Annotated in this window: 15 protein-coding genes and 1 tRNA gene; 9 read left to right on the forward strand and 7 right to left on the reverse strand. The window is 45.0% G+C overall.

Annotation, left to right across the window (positions count from 1 at the left end; translation table 11 throughout):
- Window positions 1-434: 434 nt before the first annotated feature.
- From QUA42_RS14955 to QUA42_RS14965, 3 genes are all read right to left on the reverse strand, one after another.
- Window positions 435-508: transfer RNA gene (locus QUA42_RS14955), tRNA-Asp, on the reverse strand.
- Between the two features lie 56 nt (window positions 509-564).
- The gene (locus QUA42_RS14960; protein ID WP_333137961.1) at window positions 565-1,761 is read right to left on the reverse strand and encodes an esterase-like activity of phytase family protein; all 1,197 of its coding nucleotides are present in this window, start codon (window positions 1,759-1,761) and stop codon (window positions 565-567) included.
- A gap of 12 nt (window positions 1,762-1,773) precedes the next feature.
- Entirely contained in the window at window positions 1,774-3,534 is a 1,761-nt protein-coding gene (locus tag QUA42_RS14965; protein WP_333137962.1) for a TM0106 family RecB-like putative nuclease, read from the reverse strand.
- Between the two features lie 95 nt (window positions 3,535-3,629).
- Between QUA42_RS14965 and QUA42_RS14970 the strand changes: the two genes are divergently transcribed.
- From QUA42_RS14970 to QUA42_RS14980, 3 genes are all read left to right on the forward strand, one after another.
- Window positions 3,630-4,787: an aminotransferase class V-fold PLP-dependent enzyme gene (locus QUA42_RS14970; RefSeq protein ID WP_333137963.1), complete on the forward strand. Its 1,158-nt coding sequence runs from the start codon at window positions 3,630-3,632 to the stop codon at window positions 4,785-4,787.
- A 390-nt stretch (window positions 4,788-5,177) separates the two neighbouring features.
- Window positions 5,178-5,309 (forward strand): DUF2281 domain-containing protein, encoded by a 132-nt coding sequence (locus QUA42_RS14975; protein WP_333137964.1) that lies wholly within the window; start codon window positions 5,178-5,180, stop codon window positions 5,307-5,309.
- Window positions 5,310-5,401: 92 nt separating this feature from the next.
- Entirely contained in the window at window positions 5,402-5,806 is a 405-nt protein-coding gene (locus tag QUA42_RS14980) for a type II toxin-antitoxin system VapC family toxin (protein WP_333137965.1), read from the forward strand.
- 146 nt (window positions 5,807-5,952) lie between these two features.
- Here the strand turns inward: QUA42_RS14980 and QUA42_RS14985 are convergent, their stop codons facing one another.
- Window positions 5,953-6,207: a hypothetical protein gene (locus QUA42_RS14985; RefSeq protein ID WP_333137966.1), complete on the reverse strand. Its 255-nt coding sequence runs from the start codon at window positions 6,205-6,207 to the stop codon at window positions 5,953-5,955.
- 96 nt (window positions 6,208-6,303) lie between these two features.
- Complete coding sequence (locus QUA42_RS14990) at window positions 6,304-7,548, reverse strand: ferrochelatase (RefSeq protein WP_333137967.1); 1,245 nt, start codon at window positions 7,546-7,548, stop codon at window positions 6,304-6,306.
- A 579-nt stretch (window positions 7,549-8,127) separates the two neighbouring features.
- Here QUA42_RS14990 and QUA42_RS14995 point away from each other — a divergent pair.
- The 4 genes from QUA42_RS14995 (at window position 8,128) to QUA42_RS15010 (ending at window position 11,800) form a co-directional block, all read left to right on the forward strand.
- Window positions 8,128-8,712, forward strand: a complete 585-nt coding sequence (locus tag QUA42_RS14995; protein WP_333137968.1) for a hypothetical protein — start codon at window positions 8,128-8,130, stop codon at window positions 8,710-8,712.
- Window positions 8,705-9,430 (forward strand): DUF3120 domain-containing protein, encoded by a 726-nt coding sequence (locus QUA42_RS15000; protein ID WP_333137969.1) that lies wholly within the window; start codon window positions 8,705-8,707, stop codon window positions 9,428-9,430. The genes QUA42_RS14995 and QUA42_RS15000 overlap by 8 nt, the downstream gene beginning before the upstream one ends.
- Before the next feature lie 195 nt (window positions 9,431-9,625).
- Window positions 9,626-10,474, forward strand: coding sequence for an alpha/beta hydrolase (locus QUA42_RS15005; protein WP_333137970.1), 849 nt, complete (start codon window positions 9,626-9,628; stop codon window positions 10,472-10,474).
- A 108-nt stretch (window positions 10,475-10,582) separates the two neighbouring features.
- Complete coding sequence (locus QUA42_RS15010) at window positions 10,583-11,800, forward strand: pentapeptide repeat-containing protein (protein ID WP_333137971.1); 1,218 nt, start codon at window positions 10,583-10,585, stop codon at window positions 11,798-11,800.
- A 561-nt stretch (window positions 11,801-12,361) separates the two neighbouring features.
- Here QUA42_RS15010 and QUA42_RS15015 read toward each other — a convergent pair.
- Both QUA42_RS15015 and ggt read right to left on the reverse strand, forming a co-directional pair.
- The gene (locus QUA42_RS15015) at window positions 12,362-13,243 is read right to left on the reverse strand and encodes a choice-of-anchor L family PEP-CTERM protein (RefSeq protein WP_333137972.1); all 882 of its coding nucleotides are present in this window, start codon (window positions 13,241-13,243) and stop codon (window positions 12,362-12,364) included.
- Between the two features lie 521 nt (window positions 13,244-13,764).
- On the reverse strand, window positions 13,765-15,489 hold the full coding sequence (gene ggt, locus QUA42_RS15020) for a gamma-glutamyltransferase (protein ID WP_333137973.1): 1,725 nt from the start codon (window positions 15,487-15,489) through the stop codon (window positions 13,765-13,767).
- Window positions 15,490-16,482: 993 nt separating this feature from the next.
- On the opposite strand from ggt, the gene QUA42_RS15025 reads away from it, so the two are divergent.
- Window positions 16,483-17,514 (forward strand): glycosyltransferase family 2 protein, encoded by a 1,032-nt coding sequence (locus QUA42_RS15025; protein WP_333137974.1) that lies wholly within the window; start codon window positions 16,483-16,485, stop codon window positions 17,512-17,514.
- Window positions 17,515-18,080: 566 nt separating this feature from the next.
- Complete coding sequence (locus tag QUA42_RS15030) at window positions 18,081-18,848, forward strand: DUF1350 family protein (RefSeq protein ID WP_333137975.1); 768 nt, start codon at window positions 18,081-18,083, stop codon at window positions 18,846-18,848.
- Window positions 18,849-18,860 lie beyond the last annotated feature (12 nt).

The following is an 18,860-nucleotide window of genomic DNA, read 5'->3' on the forward strand; positions in this document are numbered from 1 at the left end:
CGTCAATATACTTACACACAGAAAATTATTTAGGATTGTTTATAAATATAGAAAATCATTTAGGATTGCTATAGCTAAAATTTAGATAATTCATATACCAACAACTAAAATATAACATCAAGTTTCCGCAACTCTTTCTTAGTAGTGGACTCCCGGGCGGCCAGAAACCGGGTTTTTTTGCGAGAATAATTCGTTACAGCCCGCGTCAACGGCAAAAAATCCCGTTGCTTTGGTTTTGAAGCGTCCAAGGCTGTTTCTGTAAGCGGATGACATACGGAAAGTCTCCAGATGTCACCTGATTAGAGATGATATCCAGAGACTTCCGTATCTCTACCCATTTATTGAGTAGTGAAATGTTCAACTAACCATCGATTTATAATCTATAAGAAATTGCGATAGCTTTTTTCAGCAATCTGAACATTTTCTCTTTTGAACGGGACAGACGGGGCTCGAACCCGCAACTTCCGCCGTGACAGGGCGGTGCTCTAACCAATTGAACTACTGTCCCTCGTTTTGCCGTTTTTTCAGGCACAATTTCTATTATGCCTATCACTTCACCTTTTGTCAAGAGGTTTTTTGAACTTTTATTTGGAAGCCCAAAATTTGAGTCTCTTGCAGGGGACTGAAGTTGTTGTCGCTCACCAAAATCAGACCTCTGCTAGCATCCGCTAGGGCGGGGCCAAATGTCAACCCCTCAATGTTGTCTAGGGGAATTTTCAGCGTTTCCAAATCCAGCAGCAGGCGTTTTTGAGCGGGAGAAACCTCGCTGAGACGGCTTTTGAGGCTTTCGAGTCCTTCAATACGATCGCCCTTTTCCAGAGAAATCTCAAAAATTCTGATAGTTGTGCCGGTTTCCAGGGAAAAAGCACGCTCTAAACTCAGCAAGCGGTTATCGTCGATCGCCAACAAATCCACTAAACCGTTGCTAGTTAATTTTCCCACAGGATTCGCACCAGCGGGTAGCGGTTCGGTGATGTAGAGAAACGATGCTTCTGGATTGCCGCTCACCGCATCGTAGCGCAAAATCCGGCACGGGCTCCCGGTTTCCAGGGAAGCTACGGCGCCATCTTGAACCAAGGCATTTTCGGTAGCTGTAAATAGGTATTTGCGATCGGGCGTTAAAGTTAAACTTTCAAATGATAGATTGTTGCGGATGCCTTTAGTGCCTTTGTCGTCGGGCAAAAATAGTTCGGGAATTGCCAGCGTTTTCAGCAGTTTACCATCGAGGGAGAACTCTTTGATAAAAGGATTTATTTGGCGATCGACATCTCCCTCAGAAGAAACAAACACGCTATTGCCAGTAAAAGCTATCGCTTCCGTATCTAAACTTAATTCACGAAAAGCTTTGCCGTTTTCATCTAATAAAGTAGTGACACCAGTAAAAGTAATTTGCTCTTTTTGCAGTTTACCAGATTGCAAGTTGATTTTGAGAGTATAGAAGCGCGCCGGAGCCTTGCTGCTGCGGTCATCAGAAATGGCATAATAAACTTGTTTCTCGGCATCATAACTAATGCCCGAAATTCCGCCAATTTCCGTCCCCTGAAACGGAGAACCTGTAGGAAATATTGCTCTGCCGATAAAATCTATTTTCGTAACAGCGAAAGATTTGGCTGACTGGTTTACCCAAATAGCAACACTTGCTGCCATCAAAAAACAGACAATAAATATAGTTGCTTTTCCTAGCTTTCGCATTTTACCAATAAATACATTATTACCTATCTTCCTCTTCTCTTTCTTCGCGCCGCGACGAAAGCGGTTCATTAAATCAGAAAATCACGGCTCATGATTTAGCAAAAAATTGGTCAACCAATCTTTAACCACATAAGTAGCACGACAGTCGTCCTCATTGTAGCGGACGATCGCCTCCAAGAGCGATCGATCACCGGTTTTAAGCCAATCGTCGTACCAGCAGACGCACTGAGCACCATTAGCCTTAGCATCTCGCCAGTCAAAACCCAGCCAGCGGGCAATTGGTTTGAGTGCGTAGCTTTCCACCGGCATAATCGCTTTTTGCGTCACTTGTTTGTGAATATCTACAAACCGTTTCAGCACTGGTTTCCACAAATAAGCTGGAGTATTGTAAAGTTTAGCCAGCCGCTTAAAAGTCTTGACTTCGTAGTCGCAAAAATGGAAAATTGGAGCAATGGGATAAGTCCACATTAATTCTAAAAACTGCTCCCAGATTGCACCTTCCTCTGCTGCTGATTCTGCTAAAAAGCCGTGAAATTTTTCCGTATTGTTGGATCTGTCAACAACTAAGACTCCGTGGAGGTAATCTAGGTTTAACTCGGGTTCCGCTTCAATGTCAAAGTAGAGTTCGATTGGGGCGATCGGCAAAAAGACAGATTGGGAATAGGGAATTGGTTTCTTGCGGAGAATTGGTGCAGGTAGAGAAGATATGGAAGGTTTATTTTCTGTAGTCTTTTCCTGAACAAGATTAACTTTTGCTAAACTCTTCTCAACCACTTCGGGTATTATTATAAATTGATTAACTTCTGCCTCTTCCCCTCTTCCTTCCTCTTCGTCTTCCCTTCTTCCTTCTTCCTTCTTCCCTCTTCCTTCTTCCCGCAACAGTGGTTGATTTAGCAAGTGCGATTTAGCTTGCTGCACTACATCAAAGGCAACTCTGTCGGGGAATTCTGGATACTCAGCTAGCAGTTGGGAACTAGCATTAGCGAGAGGTTCTACATCAGTAATTTCGAGAGTTTTTAGTCTAGCATAGCGGCTGGCAGTAACTCCCGGCAATAAGGAAAGATGTTTAATAGATTCGGCTTCTGCGTGACAGATAGTATACCAACCGCAAAGATTGCACTTTTGCCGGGAAATGAAAACCTCTGGTTTATCCCGATTTTCTATCATCTGAATGCAGTTGTCTAAAATCTCGAACATCTGAGGAGTTCGCTGGTCGAGATTCACCGCCCACAGCCCTTTTTTTCGCAGCATCAGCCACGCAGTATCGGGCATTGTTTCCTGTACGGAAGCTAAAACTTGGGCGTGAAAAGCTGCGATAATTTGATACTCTTGTTTTGGTCGCTTGCTAAGCCAAATATCCGCAGTAATATAACTCCAATCGCCAAATTTTGATTGTCCCGGCTGTTTGATTAATAAATGGGGGCGGCTGATTAGGGTAATGTTTGAAGAGGAAAGATTGGAGGATGAAAGATGAACGGGAGTTTCGGGGATTTCGCCAAATTCGGGGAAATATTGACTGTCAATTCCTACCATAGAAGTTGTTGCGCCGTTGGTTTGGCCGAATTCGCCCTGGATCAGAACTCCTCGGTAAATGCGATCGACCCCTTGCTGCATTAAACTCAATGTAGCGGCCGCGCCAGCTTCCCAATCACCTCTAGGATAATATGGTTGTTGGTAAGTCTCGTGTTCCAAAGCTTGCTGCTGGTATGCCGCGCTGTCGCGCATCAGTTTCAGCAAAAAGTCGCTGGGGGGATCTAGTTGTTTCCAGTCTCCGCAAGTGTCTAAAAATGCTCGGAGATGGCATCGCTGATAGGAAAGTAGCAGTTTGTCAGTTATTAACATTTAGTATTCGCAAGGCATAGAGTATCAGGCAAAAGGTATAAAATTCACAGCATTAGTTATTCAATATTAACGCTATCAATAATTACCCAAAAAAAATGACAAAGGACAATCACCGGCAAAAATTCCCTGCTTTGGCCAATAAAGCTTATTTTAACTACGGCGGACAAGGGCCGCTGCCTGAGCCTGCTTTAGAGGCGATTTATGAGGCTTACAAACGGGTGCAGCTTGGAGGGCCGTTTTCGGGGGAGGTGGGGGCTTGGGTGGTTCAGGAGGCGATGCTGACGCGACGTGCGATCGCATCTGAGTTGACGGTACCTCCTGAAACCATCGCCCTAACTGAAGATGTCACCGTCGGCTGCAATATTGCGCTGTGGGGCATTGACTGGAAAGCAGGCGACCATTTGCTGCTTTCTGATTGCGAACACCCCGGCATTGTAGCTAGTGTAATGGAACTTCAGCGCCGTTTCAACATTGAGGTTTCGATTTGTCCGTTGGCGGCTACTTTGAATGAAGGCGATCCGGTGGCGGTGATTGCTAATAGTTTGCGGCCAAATACTCGCTTGTTGGTTATCAGTCACATTTTGTGGAATACTGGCCAAGTTTTGCCTCTGGCTGAGATTGTGAAAGTGTGTCATCAAACAGGAGCTAAAGTATTAGTTGATGCGGCTCAATCTGTGGGGGTTTTGCCTTTAAATTTGATTGAATCCGGGGTTGACTTTTATGCTTTTACGGGTCATAAATGGTGGTGTGGCCCGGAGGGTTTGGGGGGGCTTTATGTGAGTGCTGAAGCTTTGGCAGATTTGCATCCGGTGTTTATCGGTTGGCGGGGAATTGTGACGGATGCTAATGCTAAAGTCCTTGGCTGGAAGTCTGGATCGCAGCGCTATGAAATTGCGACTTCGGCTTATCCTTTGTATGGGGGTTTGCGGAGTGCCATCGCCCTGCAACATGAATGGGGTACGATCGAGGAAAGGTATGCAGAAATTTGCCGTTTGAGTAAGTATCTCTGGGAGCGTTTGTCTGAACTTCCCGATGTGGAATGTTTGCGGACATCTGCGCCGGAAGCTGGTTTGGTTTCGTTTCGATTAACTAATGGGATGCCGCACAAAAAGCTGGTCGATTTGTTGGAAAAACAGGGAATTATGGTAAGGACTATTCTTAATCCTGATTGTGTGCGGGCTTGCGTTCACTATTTTACCACTGAGGCGGAGATTGATAAGTTTGTTGGGGCGATCGCAAATCAATTAGTATAGTCTGTAGCTTAAGGATTCTGCTCAAATGAAGAGTATGTCTAGTTAAACCCACATTTTAAACTATTCTCAAAAGCAGGCTTTCCGGCCTGTTCCACGATAGTTAAATGTTATTGTGCGGTGGGCTTCTAGGACACCCATCAAAGGCTTATTGACAATGATGCCAAATCTCAGGTTAAACAGTGATGTTATCCTAGATTTCGGAGGCGACGAATATGAACGCTATGGATGGTACTTTTCAGAATAAATTGGTTATATACTAAAAGCAGAGGGTACTCGGATGCCAGTAAATTACGGTTAAATAAAAAATAGTCAGGTTGAAAAAACATTTTTTAGATTTTCCCAGCAAAGACGTGACGATTATTTTGGAGTAATTACGGAGGAAAATAAACGATGAATTTAGAGCAAGCAGTTTTAGATAAGTTGCGAGCATTGCCCCCGGAACGGCAGCAAGAAGTTTTAGATTTTGCTGAATTTCTTCAACAAAAAACTCTTCTTAAACAACCACTAAAAAGCGTCAAATGAATGTGGGCTAATTTAGATATCAATATCACGGAAGAAGATATTGCCCAAGCTAGAAAAGAAATGTGGAAAGATTTTCCAAGAGAGGATATTTAATGACAGCCGTTGTCGCCGACACTCATACAATTATCTGGTATTTGCGGGAGACTGCTCGATTATCGCCAGCCGCAATGAATGCTTTGGATGCAGCATTAGCAGAAAACTCTCCAATTTATGTATCGGCGATTTCTGTGGTAGAAATAGGCTATCTAGTGGAAAGGTATCGATTGCCCGAAGAGGCTTTTCGGCAGTTAATTAATGCTTTATCTGATTCGGGGACTGGGTTAGAAATAGCCTCTCTGGATTTAATAACAGCACAAACTCTGCGTCAGATTCCCCGCGATATGGTGCCTGATATGCCAGACAGAATTATTGCCGCTACTGCTTTATCATTGAGTCTTCCCTTAGTCACCCGCGACGCGAAAATTCAAGCGTTAACCACTATTCAGACAATGTGGTGAGTATGAGGGGAATTTACCATGCTTTTCCGCATCCAGGAATAACAGTATATCCAATGATTGTAGGGTCTTTAATAAGTCTGATGTCGATAACTGTGCAGTTTTTGGCAGTTTTGTTTTCAGAAACCTGATTTATTAATCGAAATTAATCATTTAGCAAATCGATTTAAGTCTAATTTAATCAAAGTTTCAGATAACCATTTTTCTGCTTCATCATAAGTAAAGCCACGAGACGATTTGGCAACATTAGCCATATATTCACAGTATATCCTATAAGGATTAGAGTCTATATCAACAGACCAATGAGGTTGATTTAAATCCGGTATTCTTCCTCCAACATTCCAGCAATAAACAACGGTTGGTAATACCTGGCTTTTAACAAAGTGGGGAACTTTTTTCTTCATACTTTTTTCTAAAATTGCGATCGCTCCCTCAATAAAAAAGTCGATCGCCCCTTCTCTAAAACAAGCAAAGGGCGATCGACTTTTTAACTCAACTAATTAATGACTGTGCTCGTGCCCGTGAGAATGGCCGTGCCCGCCATGAGAATGACCATGTTCACCATGAGAATGCCCGTGCCCGTGAGAATGACCGTGATCGCCATGAGAATGACCATGATCGCCGTGAGAATGGCTGTGTTCGCGGTGTGTGGAAGCCAAACTCGGATTAACAGCAACCGCAGTCTCACTCAACAACGCTTCAATCTGCGGATTTGCCCACTCGGCCGCCATTTTCAGAAACTCTGGATGGTCATTTACGCAAGGTAATTTGCGGTAAGTAACTCCTTGACGCTGTTTCTGCAAAGACTCAATAATGTGGTCAACATCTAACAATGTTTCGTGATTTTCTGTCGCAAATCCGATCGGCATAAACACGATCGCAGTTGCGCCCAAATCAATCAAATTCTTCGCAGCCAAAGTCGCATCCGGCTGCGTCCACTCAATCAGCGGCGTGTCGTGATTCAGCCAACCCACCGAAATCAAAGGATAGCGATACATCAAACGTTCACGCACGCGATCGTACAAAGCTTGACTTTCCACAATTCCTGAAGTAAAGCCCTTCGCCTTGTGCGGACAACCGTGATTCATCAGCACAATCCCAATCTGAGAAGGCAAATGCGCTACAGCTAAATCGTTCTTAATTTCCTCTTCAACCAAACGCGCCATCAAATCGATGTAAGCAGGTTCATCGTAAAAAGAAGGAATGTAGCGCTGTCCTTTTACCCAATGTTCCTTACCATCAAAGGTTTGTGCTAAAGCTTTATTCACCTGTTCGACTGCAATGCCGCTGGTGAAAACAGAATCAACAACCAACAGCGGGTAAATCAGAATTTTGTCAAATCCTTCTGCTTTAATTTGCGGAATTACTTGTTCCGGCAAAAACGGCGCGCAAAAGTTAAAAGCTTTGAACACTTTTACTTTATCGCCCCATTTTTCCTGTAAATTCTTTTCAATCCCGGCGCGCTGCTGTTCAAAAATAGCATTGTGCGGCGAAACGAATTGACCGTGTTGGTGACTCCACTCGTGCAAGTCAAAGATTGCTAAAATCTTGGCCAGCGGCGGATAAATCCAAAGCGGTACTGGCGCAAACTTTGCCGTAAGCAAATTTAAAGCTTGTTCGTTGTAGTTGGCAAAATCGTCGTAGCTTTCGACTTCGCCGTAACCCATCAGCAATACAGCAACCCGATCGTTACTTGCGGGTGCTGCAGATGTTTTGAAATCGATTTTTTCTGGAGAAGCAACCACTTTGTATTCCTCAATTTTATTTATTCTAAGAGATCCAGGCAGGATGAAGGGTGAATCTGAGATTTTTCATTTTTTGCGATCGCACGACTGGCGTGCGCGGGGCTGATTCCCGGTTTCTGCGCCCATACTTCCTGGTCAAACCTCTTATTTATCCTAGAAACCGGATTGATGAGCATCAGTCCTAAGTCGGTTTTTTGACCCTGACCCGAAATTCGTACGCCAGCTAAGCTGGCAGGCCTCTAATTTTCACAATCCTGTTTCTTTAAGCTTTTGTGGGGTCGGCTTCGACGCCGCCAGAAAAGTTAAATCTAAATACAGAACTGCTTAAAACTAGAATCAGGCTTTGCTAAGCTTGACAGGGAATGGGGCTGGGGGGGATAAGTTTTATGTTTTCTTAAGACTCCCTGACCTTGCCTCAGATTAATGCGGTTTGGAGCGTTCCCAGCTTTTAACTTGGGGGGATACTCTTCAAACTTGACTCTATTATAAGTTTAACACCCTATCCCCAGGGGTAGTATATGATATAGTAGGCATATGATAAAGTTATGTTGCGAACTATATTAACTTTCTTGACGAACTATGAGACTGGTAATTTGCCCCGGAGTCCACGAACCAAAGCTAACCGACTGTTTCCTGGCGGGACTTTCGGGGCTTTGGGGACTGGCAGCCGATCGCCAAAACCAGCAAATAGTCGATCGTGTCAAGATTTTTCCCGCTCATAAATATCCGCCTTTTTCAGCTCTTGACATATTGCACTTTTTGTGCAGGGAAGAGTTAGCAGGAGAAAGTCTAGTATTTGTCAGCTTTTCGGCAGGAGTAGCCGGGGCGATCGGGGCGGCTTGGATGTGGCAGCAACTCGGCGGCAAAGTCGGGGCATTTTTTGCCTTAGACGGTTGGGGAGTACCTCTGGGGGGCAATTTTCCCATCCACCGCATCAGCCACGATCGCTTTACGCACTGGAGTTCAGCAATTCTCGGTGGCGGTGGAGAAAGCTTTTATGCAGATCCCGCGATCGAACATTTGGATTTATGGCGAGCTCCCCAAACGGCAAAAGGCTGGCACCTCAGCCAAACCGCCGCCGGCGTTGAGACTGTCGCACCCACAACCGCAGCAAAATTTTTAGTCCACCTATTGAAACAATACGGAGTCCAATCAGTTGTTTAATCTTAATTTAGTATCATCCGCGATCGCACCTATTGCCACCATCGCCCGCCTCGACAATTCTGTCACTTCAGCCACAACAAACAGCATCAAACAGTGGTTGATATTTGGTGCCTCAGCATTTTTAGTCTCAATTCCAGTATTCGTGCAAGCACCGTTAGTGCGTTTATATCCAACCATCAGTTTGCTGTCAACTATCCCCTGGTTCGTTCTGAGTTTAATTCTAATTTTCCGCCCCAAAACCCAACTTTGGGGAGATTTATTATTAGGATTTGCCGGATGTTGGCTGGCAGGTTCTATCTATTGGGGCTGGTTTAGATGGGAACCAATTTTACATCTACCTATAGAATCAATTGGCTTGCCTTTTGCTATTTGGTGCTTGGGCAAATCTTGGGGAAAAGTGGGCGGCTATTTTTATTTAGGTTCGCTCTTGGGTACTGCGATTACTGATTTATATTTTTATTTAACTGGGTTGATGCCCTACTGGCGGCAAGTGATGCACGCGGAACCGGAATTAGCTATGCCGATTTTTCAAAGTGCGATCGGTCAAATTGAAACTCCTTGGGGCATAGGTTGCGCTCTAGTTTTAATCGCTGTGCTGCTAACAGTCGGTTTGCTGAGTTTGCGCGATCGAGAACTGCACTGGCGCGCTTTCAGTGGCGCTGTGTTAAGCACGCTTTTGGTAGATGGTTTATTTTGGCTGGCTGCTTCTGCTGCTTAAGATTTATGATTAGTTTTTATGTGGGTGATTTTTGACCGCAGATGTGGGCAGATTGACGCAGATTAACGCAGATTTTTTTGAGGGATGTAGTTTTGAGATTCCTGACTTTTTAAAAAAGTCGGGAATTTGGGTATTTACTGAACAATTATGAGTTAAAATCTAAAATCTAAAATCTAAGAATCCCAAATCAATATCATGTCTTTCATTTCAATTCGCGGTGTAGAACATTATTACGAGTGGATAACGGCAGATAACACGGCCCAACCTAGCGGGAAACCCGTGATGGTATTTCTGCACGGCTGGGCGGGCTCGGCGCGCTACTGGGAAAGCACGGCCCGGGCTATTGCTGATGATTTTGATTGTTTGCTCTACGATATGAGAGGTTTTGGTCGATCGCCTTTGCCGAAAGAGCCTCCTGAGTCCAGCTACGAACTCGAAACCTACGCCCGGGACTTAGCTGAATTATTAGAAGCTTTGAATTTAAGCCGCGTCTTTCTCAATGCTCACTCCACAGGGGCTTCAATTGCTACTTTATTTCTCAACCTTTACCCCGAAAAAGTAGAAAAAGCAATTCTCACTTGCAGCGGGATTTTTGAATACGATGAAAAATCTTTTACAACTTTTCACAAATTCGGTGGCTATGTGGTAAAATTTAGACCTTCTTGGCTGGCATCGATCCCTTTTGCCGATCGGCTATTTATGGCCCGGTTTTTGCGCCGTTCCCTGCCCACAGAGGTAAGTCTGGCGTTTCTCAAGGATTTTTTAATGGCAGACGAGCAAGCTGCTATAGGTACAATGGTGACGGCCGTCAGCAAAAGAGCAGCCGAGGAAATGCCCCAAGAATTTGCGCGGCTGAGTGTTCCCACACTGCTTGTGGCCGGAGAATTCGACCAAATTATCCCCGCCGTCATGGGAGAGCAAGCAGCCTCTCTCAGCAAAAAAGTAGAATTTGTTATAATTCCGAATACGGCTCACTTTCCGATGCTGGAGGATGCCGCAACATACTTGCAGCGAATTCGAGAATTTTTGCCAGCAGCGGCTTAGCTGAGTTATTGTTCATCTAATGTACGATCGGACAAGCAAGCTTTGAGAACGGCTTTTGCTCCGATCTTAATTTTTAATTCCTAATTTCTTAAAGCGAAAGGTGGTACAATGAACGACCTCGACCAATACTATAAAGTGCTGGGACTGTTGCCGGGAGCTTCCAGAGAAGAAATTAGCCAAGCCTACAAGGATTTAGCGTTCATTTGGCACCCCGATCGCATCCCCAAAGACAATCCCAGACTACTACAGAAAGCTGAAGAAAAGATTAAGGAAATTAATCAAGCTCGCGAACAATTGCGATCGATTCAACCAAGAGGTCAGAATCAGAACGTTCAGCACAAACATACTCAGCACAAACACACCCAGCAACAAAGCACCCAGCACAAACACACCCAGCAACAAACTACCCAGCAACAAAACGCTCAGTACAGAAACACTCAGCAACAAACTACCCAGCAACAAAACGCTCAGTACAGAAACACTCAGCAACAAAATACCCAGCAACAAAATACCCAGCAACAAAACGCTCAGTACAGAAACACTCAGCAACAAAATACCCAGCAACAAACTACCCAGCAACAAAATACTCAGTACAGAAACACTCAGCAACAAACTACCCAGCAACCCAATACTCAGCAACCCAATACTCAGTACCAAAACACTCAGCAACCCAATACTCAGTACCAAAACAATCAGCAACCCAATACTCAGTACCAAAACGCTCAGTACCAAAACACTCAGTACAGAAATACTCAGTATCCAAACACCCAGCACCAAAACACCCAGCCACCACCGGCCAACCCTAAAGAACCCCGCTACTCTTCTGAACCCTCTTCAGGAAAATATCCTGGAAATTATCCAGGAAACTATGGGGGAAACCCTGCAGGTCCGTATTCAGAGGCGTCCCGCTACCAATCGCAGCCGCCGCCATCTCAGTCTTACCGCCAAGCTGGGCCGCAAGCTCCCGATTTAAGCGGTTCCAACTTCAAAGGAGCTTCCTTAAAAGAAAAGGATTTTTCAGGAAGAAACTTGAGCAATGCAAACCTGAGTGAAGCCGACTTAAGTGATGCTTTTCTACACAACGTCAATCTCACAGGCGCGAATTTGCATCAAGCAAACTTGTTCAGGGCCAATTTGTTAGGAGCTTGTTTGATCAATGCCAACTTGAGAGAAAGCAACTTAATCGGAGCCGATTTGAGCGGTGCTGACTTGAGCGGTGCTGACTTAACAGGAGCGAAAATCGGTTACGGCGATCGAGTTATGGTCAAACTTACCCGGACTACATTAACAGGTACAATCTTACCCGACGGTACTGTTCATAGCTAAATTATTTAGTTTTTAGTGAGTGGTTGTAGACGCGGGTTTTACCCGCAATATTTGCTGCAACTCCAAATACAAAAAAATCCGCACTTTGCGAATTTGGGATAAAAACTTATATTGTGTCCGCTAGAAAAACCGCCATAAAATTGGTTCGTAGTGAGGGCATTAGTCGTCAGAATTGTATGAGGACTTGCATTCCTCGCTGCGTACCCATAAGGGTTAAATTACTTGACATGATATTACGCGATCGCGATCGCACAAACCGAGTTTTTTTACGCGGTTCCATAACTGCAACGAGGTCTTTTCATTCATCAAACCCCGTTTCTGTCTCCAACACGGCTAATCGAGATTCATATTACAGCAACCGCCAAAATGCTTCCTGTTCTGTTTTTTCCTTCTTCCTTCTCCCTTCTTCCCTTCTTCCTTCTTCCTTCTTCCTTTTATCCGTTACATAATCCGTTGCCGAACTTTCTTCTTCCTTCTTCCCTTCTTCCCTTCTTCCTTCTTCCTTCTTCCTTTTATCCGTTACATCCGTTACATAATCCGTTGCCGAACTTCCTTCCGTTATTAATTATTTCCGCCACGGCGATTGCGTAACTTTCGTCCAGCAGCCAGCATAGCGCCTCCCGCCATCAAACCCCCCACAGTCATCGGTTCGGGAACCGGCTCAGCTTGAACCGCCTCCACAGAACCGCCTTTAATAAATACAGCAGAATCTAACTTGCCATCGCCCACATCTTTAATGCGAATGCTGAGAACATTCGTCTGATTTTGCTTGAGCAAACCCTCAAAACCTAAAATTTTAGTAAAACCGTCGAGCTTAACGATGTTAGCAGCAATACCTGTCAAACTTGGGTTGTCAATATAGTCTGAGTGATATGTAGAGCGATTATATGGATCGGGAACAAGATTATTAATCGTAACTGTTTTTCCGTCGCTCAATTTTGCCAAATTAGTGCCGTTCAACAGTAGTTCAAAATCGTCATTAAATTCAGAATTGCCGAATTCAGGAAACTCCTCAGAAGCAAATACATATTGAAAAACTAACTTTTCGACCGTGCTATTAGCAAAAAAGCTGAGGTTTAGCTGAGTCAAATCCCCCTCTTCACCTTCAGGTCCAAAGTCTGTGCTTAAATCGCTGAGCTTTGTGGTCGTGAAGTTATCTTTCCGATTCTTACCCCGTATATCGGCGACTTTACCAGTGCTCAGAACAACACCTGATGTCAAACCGAAGGGGTCATTAGTGAAAGTACCAAAAGCAGCCGAATTACCTTTAATTGAAACAGAGAAATTACTCAACCCGGCTGTATTAGTCCCCAATAAATTATTTTTTAAAGTCTCAGTGTTATTAGTTGCCCCTACCGAAAATGGCATGGCTGGTGCTGCCAACAAACTCAGAGCAGTAGTTAATGTAGCTGTTAAGGCAGCAATTTTGTGAGTAATTATCATAAATTTTTCCTGGAAGATACAAACCTGATCCTATGCACAACTTAATTTTTACATTATATAAGTATCAATGTCTAGTGCCTTTACAATAACTTTACACATAAGTGTATATACGCTTTTTATGGTTAACTTTTTTGGTAATTCTTGGCAATTAGTCAGCCAATAAACATCAGCGCAAAAATACGGATGCAAAAATACACGTACACAGACTAATAATTTCAGTAATTACGCACTGGAGACAAAATAAACCGGGTTTTGATACCTTTGGTCATGTCCAAAATGACTAATCACTAATGACTAATCACTAATGACTAATAGCTAATGACTGATGACTTATGAAAGATGACCTCGTCAAAAAAAACTATATAAGCCCCCAATTCCTGTCGTAGAGAGATCAAAATTTTTGACCCTAGTTCAACATCCCAGATTCATCTCTGGAGTAAATTTAAAATTTTTCGACTGAGTGCGACTCGACGGCTCGCCGAAGTTCTAAAATCTAAAATCTCTAATCGACTACCTGATAACTAAAACCCCCTTGCTTCTCCTTCGCCACGCCGATCGGCAGCCCCTTCCAACCAACCGTCGGCAGTCAGGACGATCGCATTGGCATTTCCCCAGCCGTCATCTTCGACAATCTGGTGTCCCCGCCACCGCAACTCCGAAAGCGTCGCAGCCTCAAAACCTCCCCGTTCCACCCTCAGGCGATCGGGCTGCCACTGGTGGTGTATCCGAGGTGCAGACACAGCATCGCCGACATTCATGTCGTAAACCAATACGTTCAGTACAATTTGCAACACGGTGGTAATAATCGTGCTGCCTCCGGGAGCCCCCGCAGCGAGGCGAAATTTGCCATTTTCTGTCACGATGACCGGCGTCATGCTCGATAAAGGAGTTTTCCTCGGGGCGATCGAATTTGCCTCCCCGCCCACCAAACCAAACAAATTCGGCACTCCCGGCGCGGCTGCAAAATCATCCATCTCGTTGTTGAGCAAAATTCCCGTACCCGCCGCCACGACTCCAGCCCCTAAACCGCCATTCACCGTAAATGTCAAGCTTACTACATTGCGCTCTTTGTCAACTACCGTGAGGTGGGTAGTTTCGGGAGACTCCCACAGAAGACGGTTCAAAGTTTGAGCGTCAACAGCCTTTACCTCGCTGGAGGGTCTGGCTTTTGACATTTGGATTTGCGATCGTCTCAATTTGCCATAATTGCTGCTAGTCAGAGCTTTGACAGGTACCCTCAAAAAATCTGGGTCGCCCAGATACTCAGCCCGGTCAGCATAAGCAATCCTCATGCTCTCCGCCAGTAAATGTAGCGTATCTGGACTTTGCCTCCCCAACCTCTTGAGATCCGTATCTTCCAGAATATTTAAGATTTGCAACAAATGAACGCCGCCGGAAGAAGGAGGCGACATGGCGCAAATTTCGTAAGTCCGAAAGTTCCCGCAAACCGGATTCCGCCAAATCGGCGTATAGTTTTTCAAATCTTCCAAAGTGATAATGCCGCCGTTTTTAGCCATGTCGGCGGCGATCGCCCGCGCAATGTCCCCGGTATAAAAACTCTGCGGATTTTGTGCAATCTGCCGCAAAGTCCGCGCCAAATCCCGCTGCACCAAAAGCTCACCCGGCTGGTATAAAATGCCACCACGAGTAAAAACCTCCCGCGCCGCCCGGTTTTTTTTGAGCACGTCCTCTCGTCGCCCGGTAGCCGTGGTAAAACGCGAACTTACCGAAAAGCCTTTTTCTGCCAGGGCGATCGCCGGCGCCACCACCTGGGCCCAAGGCAACTTACCATACTCGCGGTGGACCGTATAAAGTCCAGCAACAGTGCCCGGAATACCAGCCGCCAAATGCCCGTCCAGACTTGCCCTTTGCCGCACCTTGCCTTGCTTGTCGAGGTACATATCCCGCGTCGCCCGTTTCGGAGCTCGTTCCCGGAAATCCAGCGCTTGCACAGTCCCCGTTTCGGCCCGCCGCAGCAGCAAAAAACCCCCGCCGCCGATACCCGCCGAAAAAGGCTCCACCACTGAAATCGCCAAAGCCGTAGCAGCCGCCGCATCCACTGCATTGCCGCCTTGTTGCAGCAGGGCCAGCCCCGCAGCGCTCGCCAGAGGATGAGCAGAAACTGCCATCCCCTGTTTGCTGCGCTGCTGCTGCAAGGTTGCCTGTAGCTGCTGGCAGCCACCCAACACCCACACTGTTAGGCAACAAGTATAAATTTGCACTTTGCTCAAGAAATTTGGCAACATTTTTTACTGGTGAGGCGAGGATTTTTTACAGTATAATTTTATGATCGTCTTCCCTAAGACCGAGCCGTACTGAGTTCAACAGCAGATAAATTACCTGTTATGGCAGACGGGAAAACAATTTGACGCTGGGAGGCTCTAACGGTACAAGAGGAAGAGAGAAAGGAGGGACAGCTTATGGTAACTTAATAAGTAAATAAGTTGGAAAAAGCATTTTTTTTGAGAAAATCCTGATTGCAAAAAGCTGATGAACGCAGAAAAACGGCGTTGCTGATTTACGCTAGAAAAAACTAAAGAGGCAAATCATATAAACAGTATTCACAAGGCTTCGGAATTTTCAATTTATTTTTTTTCCTAGCCTATTAAGCAACAGCAAAAAAATCAGTATAGGTGATTGCTATGGCAAGGCAACACATAGCAGACTTAGCATAGCCGTTTTTGGGCAGTTGTTCGACTGGTTAGTTAATCAATAAAACAGGATTTACCCAATTTTGCTCTCAAGTTTGATTAAATAATTATAATTAGGTTTGTAGTGAGGAATCAAAGTCCTCCCTCGCCCGCCCCTGGCGCATGACAAACAATTTTATGCTCAGCGATTAGCCGGAATCGCTCTGAGTCAGAAACCAGGTTTTTTAGTAGCTCTATAGTTCTCAAACCAATAATTTTGGGTGAGGCAGGGTTTTTGTGGGTAAGCCGTATTAAAGCAAAAAGATCCATCGAATTTAGGACAACTCCAGTCCCCGGACAAAACCCTCAATCCATCGCAGCCGTCGCCTTTGTGTCAGACAAATAGCCCGCAAAATAAGAGTCTGCACTCCGCCTGCTAAGGGCTGTCCCCTCCTTATGGTAGATAACACTCAGGTTGGTAAACCTGTTATATTGGCAGTATGTAGGCAAGTTTCCTGACTACAGGTACTTGCACGTAAATGAGTCAGAGTGTCGGCTTCGATACTATACTTCGGCGAACAACTACCAAACCACACCTTAATGCAAGTTATGAATAACCAAAAAGTCAGTGTCATCATTCCTGCATTCAATGCTGCCGACACTCTGGCCGAGACAGTTGCCTCCGTACTTAATGGTACTCACAAAAATATAGAAATTTTAATTGTTGATGACTGCTCTACTGACGCTACTGACCAAGTTGCTGCTAAGTTGGTAGAGCAAAATTCGAGAATTCAATACTTCAGGAATTCCCAAAATTACGGGGTTTCTAAGTCGAGAAATTTAATGATATATCGCGCCACAGGCGAGTATGTAGCGTTTATCGACAGCGACGATACCTGGGAACCCAATAAGTTAGAAGTTTGTTTGAAGATGCTTGCAGAGAATCCCGAAGTCAAAGCTGTGGCTCACGCTTTGCGGTATTTAGACAAGCACGGTAAGAAGTTGAGTTATATTCCCACCTATCCTACAACTAAAGCAGAAATGCAGGCGATTAAGGAGACAGGCGAAAGTCCTTGGGTTTTCCCGTCTTCTGTTGTAGTTGATCGCTATATTCTAGTCCAAGAAGGCGGGTTTCCAGAAGATTGGGAGGTAGGAGAAGATACAGAATTATTTACCAAACTTGCTCAAAAGTATGGCTTGCTAGCGGCGACAGAACCTTTGGGAAATTATCGAATTAGAGGGAACTCTCTCACAGATAAGCACTGGCTCAAAAAGCGCATAGCTTCTGATTGTGTCAAGGAAAACCAACTTCGGCGCTTGCGGGGAGAAAAAGAGTTATCACTGCAGGAGTACGAACAGTTATGTTTTAAGAATTTGCCGCTTTTGCAAAGGCTTAACAAATTTCGAGAAGTTTTGGCACTGCACTACATGAGAAAGCTGGGACAAAGTTGGTTAAATCGGGAGGTTTTGCCGACTATTGTTTACGGAGTGGCTACCACAGTGCTCAATCCTCAAGCTACTGTGCACAAGTGGAAATGGATGAAGACTCACGAAAATTTGAGTCATCAAACCGCAGAAGGTATCAATCATTCGCCACAATTAAACCCCCAGCGCTCGTCTGAAATTGGGGGGCTGTCCTAAAGGATGTTATAGTTGTATAGCCTTTCTCATTAACATGAGGTGCACGCTTGATAAGCGGGCATAGGCCTCCGTGGGCATAGGGCATACCTAACTTTATTGATAACTGCTATATGCGGGTTTAGTCAAGAAATTAGGTGCTGCCAATAAAGCCGAATGGACGCCGATCGCTCAGGCGCAGGTTAATACCTGATATTGGCGTTTTGAGCCGTATTTGACTGTTAATATTCTGTCGGGTCAATTACCCGCACTACCGGCTACAGTGGCTTGCGGTCGTGCGGTGGGGGACAATATAAAAATTTTTGAAAGTCGTGGATGTCAGCCTTGATTTATTCGGCCGCCAGCTTCAACTCTATACAGGGCGAAAATAGCAGCGATCGCCAGCCGTGCTATTTGACCCCACAACAGTTAGAATAAATAATGTATAAGTAAAAAGGAAAGTTTTGGGAATTCAAAAATGGGTAGCAAACCCCTTTTTGATGCATAAAATAAAAGGAAAAATTTATAAAACATTCTGCCTTCTACCTTCAGAGGACGATCGCCTTTTTATTTGGAATTAGATTGAATTTATGGACTGGCAAGAAGTTTCTGGCAACTGGGTATTAATTCCTTCAAGACCGATCGCGATCGTACATTTTCTCGGCGGTGCATTTGTGGCGACAGCACCGCAACTCACCTATCGCTGGCTGTTAGAAGCTTTGGGGACTCAAGGATATGTTGTAATAGCAACGCCGTTTGTCAATACTTTAGATCATATTGCGATCGCCCGCGATGTCCTCAACAAATTTGAAAATGCCCTCGATCGCCTGCGCGCCACTAAATTGCTCAAATCTTCCTATCTCCCCATCTACGGTATGGGACACAGCATGGGATGCAAACTGCACTTGCTGATCGGTTCTGTGTTTGACATAGAAAGGGCAGGCAATATTCTGATTTCTTTCAACAATTATGCGGCATCCGAAGCAATCCCGATCGTCGAGCAAATTTCCCCCGTCTTTAAAGTCGAGTTTACCCCGTCCCCCCAAGACACCAATCGCCTCGTCCAAGATAGGTATCAAATCCGGCGCAATCTTTTAGTCAAATTTAACGGTGACAACATCGACCAAACCCTGCTGTTGACCAAACTGCTAAAAGCACGATTTCCCGACATGATTACAGTTCAGACTCTGACTGGCAACCATCAAACGCCCTTGGGGCAAGATGTTAGCTGGCCTGTGGGTCAAATTTTTACACCCTTCGATGCGATCGGGCAATGGGTCAAACAAGAAGTGTATCGAGAATTAAATGAATTAAAACGGACAATTCTGCTGTGGCTTAATCCTCTGTCCCGCGTTTAAAACCCGATGAAC

Source organism: Microcoleus sp. Pol11C2 (assembly GCF_036701505.1).
Taxonomy (GTDB): domain Bacteria; phylum Cyanobacteriota; class Cyanobacteriia; order Cyanobacteriales; family Microcoleaceae; genus Microcoleus.

Coding starts and splice junctions, on each gene's coding strand:
- QUA42_RS15025 (WP_333137974.1), top strand. CDS start 16,483: ATGAATAACCAAAAAGTCAGTGTCATCATTCCTGCATTCAATGCTGCC.
- QUA42_RS14975 (WP_333137964.1), top strand. CDS start 5,178: ATGAATTTAGAGCAAGCAGTTTTAGATAAGTTGCGAGCATTGCCCCCG.
- QUA42_RS14965 (WP_333137962.1), bottom strand. CDS start 3,534: ATGTTAATAACTGACAAACTGCTACTTTCCTATCAGCGATGCCATCTC.
- QUA42_RS14980 (WP_333137965.1), top strand. CDS start 5,402: ATGACAGCCGTTGTCGCCGACACTCATACAATTATCTGGTATTTGCGG.
- QUA42_RS14985 (WP_333137966.1), bottom strand. CDS start 6,207: ATGAAGAAAAAAGTTCCCCACTTTGTTAAAAGCCAGGTATTACCAACC.
- QUA42_RS15005 (WP_333137970.1), top strand. CDS start 9,626: ATGTCTTTCATTTCAATTCGCGGTGTAGAACATTATTACGAGTGGATA.
- QUA42_RS14960 (WP_333137961.1), bottom strand. CDS start 1,761: ATGAACCGCTTTCGTCGCGGCGCGAAGAAAGAGAAGAGGAAGATAGGT.
- QUA42_RS14970 (WP_333137963.1), top strand. CDS start 3,630: ATGACAAAGGACAATCACCGGCAAAAATTCCCTGCTTTGGCCAATAAA.
- ggt (WP_333137973.1), bottom strand. CDS start 15,489: ATGTTGCCAAATTTCTTGAGCAAAGTGCAAATTTATACTTGTTGCCTA.
- QUA42_RS14995 (WP_333137968.1), top strand. CDS start 8,128: ATGAGACTGGTAATTTGCCCCGGAGTCCACGAACCAAAGCTAACCGAC.
- QUA42_RS15010 (WP_333137971.1), top strand. CDS start 10,583: ATGAACGACCTCGACCAATACTATAAAGTGCTGGGACTGTTGCCGGGA.
- QUA42_RS15030 (WP_333137975.1), top strand. CDS start 18,081: ATGGACTGGCAAGAAGTTTCTGGCAACTGGGTATTAATTCCTTCAAGA.
- QUA42_RS15015 (WP_333137972.1), bottom strand. CDS start 13,243: ATGATAATTACTCACAAAATTGCTGCCTTAACAGCTACATTAACTACT.